Origin of the sequence: Asanoa sp. NPDC050611 (genome assembly GCF_040654855.1) — a bacterium.
Taxonomy (GTDB): domain Bacteria; phylum Actinomycetota; class Actinomycetes; order Mycobacteriales; family Micromonosporaceae; genus Asanoa.
Genome location: NZ_JBFAIU010000523.1, coordinates 1 through 3,583 on the forward strand (window position 1 = coordinate 1; position 3,583 = coordinate 3,583).

A 3,583-nucleotide genomic window follows, 5' to 3' on the forward strand; every position below is an offset into this window, starting at 1 on the left:
GGCGCCGACCACGGTGACGCCGAGCGAGTCGAGCAGCACGAGCCCGAGCCGGGCGCAGGCGGACGCCGGCACGGAATCCCAGCGCAGCCCGGCGACCCAGTCACCGAGCCGTGCGACGGCCTCCACGGTGGACCTCATCACAACCCCAGGTACGCGGCCCGGACCCGGTCGTCGCGGGCCAGCTCGGGACCTGGCCCGTCGAGCACCAGGCTGCCGCTCTCCAGCACGTACGCCCGGTCGGCCAGGTTGAGCGCGTGGGCCGCGTTCTGCTCGACCAGCAGCACGGACACGCCCCGGTCCCGGATCGCCTTGACCGCGTCGAGCACCGTCCAGGTCAGCTTCGGCGACAGCCCGGTCGACGGCTCGTCGAGCAGCAGCAGCTTCGGCGCGGCCATCAGTGCCCGGCCGATCGCGAGCATCTGCTGCTGCCCGCCGCTGAGCGTCTCGGCCGCCTGCGCGCGCCGCTCCTCCAGGATCGGAAAGAGCTCGTACACCGAACGCAGCGGCTCGTCGAGCGGCTTGCGCCCGCGGGTCCAGCCGCCCATCCGCAGGTTCTCCTCGACGCTGAGCGGGCCGAACAGCGCCCGCCCCTCCGGCACGTGCAGCAGGCCGCGGGCGACGAGCTCCGCCGGGCGTACCCCGTCGGCGCGTCTCCCGTCGAACGTGATCGTGCCCGCGGTCGGCTTGACGAGCGCCGACACGGTCTTGAGCGTGGTCGTCTTGCCGGCGCCGTTCGCGCCGACGATCGCCACGATCTCGCCCTCGTCGACCCGCAGGTCGAGCTCGTGCAGGACCTGCAGGCCGTGGTAGCCGGCGCTGACACCCTCAAGCCGAAGCATGCGGGTCCTCCCCGAGGTAGGCCTCGATGACCCGGGGGTCCCGGGTCACCTCCTCCGGTGCGCCCGACGTGAGCACCCGGCCCAGGTCGAGCACCAGCACCGAGTCCGACAGCCGCATGACCGCGGCCATGATGTGCTCGACGAAGACCAGCGTCACGCCGTCCTGCGTGCGCAGCCGTTCCAGCAGCTCCATCACCGGCGCCCGCTCGGCCGGCACGAGACCGGCCAGCACCTCGTCGAGCAGCAGCACCCGCGGCCGGCTGGCCAGCGCCCGGGCCAGCTCGAGCCGCTTGAGCGCCGCGGTCGGCAGGCCCTCGGTCGGTGCGTCCCGCCAGCGGTCCAGGCCGACCCGCTCGATCACCTCGGCGGCGGCGTTACGGGCGGTGCGCTTCGCGGCGCCGCCGGCCAGCACCGCCACCGTGACGTTCTCCAGCACGGTCATGGAGTAGAACGGCCGCATGAGCTGGAAGGTCCGGGTCATGCCGGCCGCGGTGATCCGGTGCGGCGCGTGCCCGGTGACCTCCTTGCCGGCCAGGTGCACCCGGCCGGCGTCCGGCCGCAGCGCGCCGGCGACCAGGTTGAACATCGTGGTCTTGCCGGCGCCGTTGGGCCCGATGACGCCGAGGATGCTGCCCTCGGCGACCTCGAAGCTCACGTCGTCGACCGCCCGGAGTCCCTTGAACGACTTCGAGATGCCGTCGACCCGCAGCAGCGTCATCGCCTCGACCACCTTTGCCGGATCGTCCCGTAGATGCCCTTGGGCAGCAGCAGCACGATGATGATCAGCAGCGCGCCGTAGACGATCACGTCGAGGCCGCCGCGGCCCTGCAGGAACTCCAGCGCGGGCGGCGGGTTGCGCAGGATCGTGGCGGTCACGTCGTTGAGCGGGCCCATCACCACGGAACCGATCACGGGTCCCCAGATCGTCGCCACGCCGCCGATCACCGCGGGCAGGATCGCCTGGATCGACACGCTCGACCCGAACGCCAGGTCGGGGTCGATGAACAGGAAGTACTGGACGTAGAACGCGCCGGCCACCGCGGTGATCGCGGCGGAGAGCGCCATGGTGAGCAGCTTGTAGCGCATCACGGGGATGCCGACGGCGGCCGCCGCGTCCTCGTCGTCGCGGGCGGCCTTGGCGAACTGGCCGGCCCGGGAGCGGACGAACTGGACGCTGACCACGAGCGCGATGACCGTCAGGCCGAGCGCGATCCAGAAGTAGTTCGGCGAGGACGGCTCGAACTGGATCCACCACCACGAGGTGTCAGGGCGCAGCGGCACGTGGTAGCCGACCGCCCGGTTGACGAACTCGCTGTTGGTCGCCCAGAGCCGGAGCATCTCGGCGAACGCGAAGGTGGCCAGCGCGAAGTACGCGCCACGGAGCTTGTAGCGCAGGGCCAGGAAGCCGATCAGCGTCGCGAACGCCGCGGCCAGCACCATGCCGGCGAGCATGCCGATCCACGGCGAGACGTCGTGCTCGACCAGGAGCCAGGCGCCGGCGTACGCGCCGATGCCGAAGTAGGCCGCGTGGCCGAAGCTGAACATGCCGCCGAAGCCGCTCATCATGTTCCAGCCGATGCTCATCAGCGCGAAGATGAGCACGCGCACGGCCACCGACGCCTGGGCGGGCGGCAGGATCAGCGGCAGCGGCACGAGCAGCACGGCCAGCACCGCGATCGCCAGCAGGTGGCGGTTCCACGGCTGGCGCGGCAGCGGCTTGGCCGTCGCGGCGGTCGGCGGGGTGGCGGTCGTCGTCATGCCGACCTCCGGAAGAGTCCCTGTGGGCGCAGGAAGAGCACGAGCACGAAGACGATGAACACCGACAGGAGCGGCGACTGCCCCGGCAGATAGATGCCGCCGAGCTGCTCGGCCAGCCCGATGATCAGGCCGCCGGCCAGCGCGCCGAGCACGTTGCCCATGCCGCCCAGCACGACCACGACGAAGGCCACGATGTTGAACAGCGAGCCGGTGGTCGGCTCGATGGTGACCAGCGGGGCGACCAGGGTGCCGGCGGCGCCGGCGCAGGCGGTGCCGAGCGCGAAGGTGACCGCGTAGATCACCCGGGTGTCGATGCCGACGAGCTGCGCGCCGGTGTCGTTGGCGGCGACCGCGCGGATCGCGGTGCCGAGCCGGGTGCGCTGCAGCAGCAGGTAGAGCAGCCCGGCCAGGACCAGCGCGCCGACGAAGGCGAGGATCCGGGACAGGTTGGCCACGGCGTCGAAGATCGGCACGCCGCGGTCGCCGGACAGCGGGGCCGAACGCGGGTTGGCCCCGAAGAACAGCAGCAGCGCGTTCTCGATGATCAGCGAGATGCCGAGCGTGATGAGCAGCTGGTTCTCCAGCGGCTTGCCCATCGCGCCGGCCAGGATGCCGCGCTGCACGAGCAGGCCGAGCAGGAACATCGCCGGCACGCTCACCGCGAGCGCGAGGTAGACGTGCAGGCCGGCCTGGACCAGCCCGAAGGTGAGGAACAGCGCCAGCGCGAGGAAGCTGCCGTGCGCGAAGTTGACGATGTCGAGCACGCCGAAGATCAGCGTCAGGCCCATCGCGATGAGGCCGTAGACGCCGCCGATCAGGATGCCCGTGGCCACGGCCTGCACGACCACGACACCGCTGCCCGCGCGCACGTAGGCGAGCGCGACCGCCACGACGATCAGGGCGGCGATCACCCCGATCCGCAGCCACGGCACCTGGCGGGCGGCGGGGGCGCGTACCTCGTCGGGATCCAGGGTCGCCACGCCGCC

General features: G+C 71.9%; 4 protein-coding genes. All 4 read right to left on the reverse strand.

The window, feature by feature from the left end:
• Positions 1–137: 137 nt before the first annotated feature.
• Positions 138–839, reverse strand: coding sequence for an ABC transporter ATP-binding protein (locus AB0H87_RS39530; protein ID WP_360158246.1), 702 nt, complete (start codon positions 837–839; stop codon positions 138–140).
• Positions 826–1,557, reverse strand: coding sequence for an ABC transporter ATP-binding protein (locus AB0H87_RS39535; RefSeq protein ID WP_360158249.1), 732 nt, complete (start codon positions 1,555–1,557; stop codon positions 826–828). Before AB0H87_RS39535 ends, AB0H87_RS39530 begins: the two co-directional genes overlap by 14 nt.
• Positions 1,554–2,597, reverse strand: coding sequence for a branched-chain amino acid ABC transporter permease (locus AB0H87_RS39540; RefSeq protein WP_360158252.1), 1,044 nt, complete (start codon positions 2,595–2,597; stop codon positions 1,554–1,556). The genes AB0H87_RS39535 and AB0H87_RS39540 overlap by 4 nt, the downstream gene beginning before the upstream one ends.
• Positions 2,594–3,583, reverse strand: a 990-nt coding sequence (locus AB0H87_RS39545; RefSeq protein ID WP_360158255.1) for a branched-chain amino acid ABC transporter permease, incomplete at its 5' end; no start/stop codon positions are given. The genes AB0H87_RS39545 and AB0H87_RS39540, both read right to left, overlap by 4 nt.

Coding starts and splice junctions, on each gene's coding strand:
- AB0H87_RS39530 (WP_360158246.1), bottom strand. CDS start 839: ATGCTTCGGCTTGAGGGTGTCAGCGCCGGCTACCACGGCCTGCAGGTC.
- AB0H87_RS39535 (WP_360158249.1), bottom strand. CDS start 1,557: ATGACGCTGCTGCGGGTCGACGGCATCTCGAAGTCGTTCAAGGGACTC.
- AB0H87_RS39540 (WP_360158252.1), bottom strand. CDS start 2,597: ATGACGACGACCGCCACCCCGCCGACCGCCGCGACGGCCAAGCCGCTG.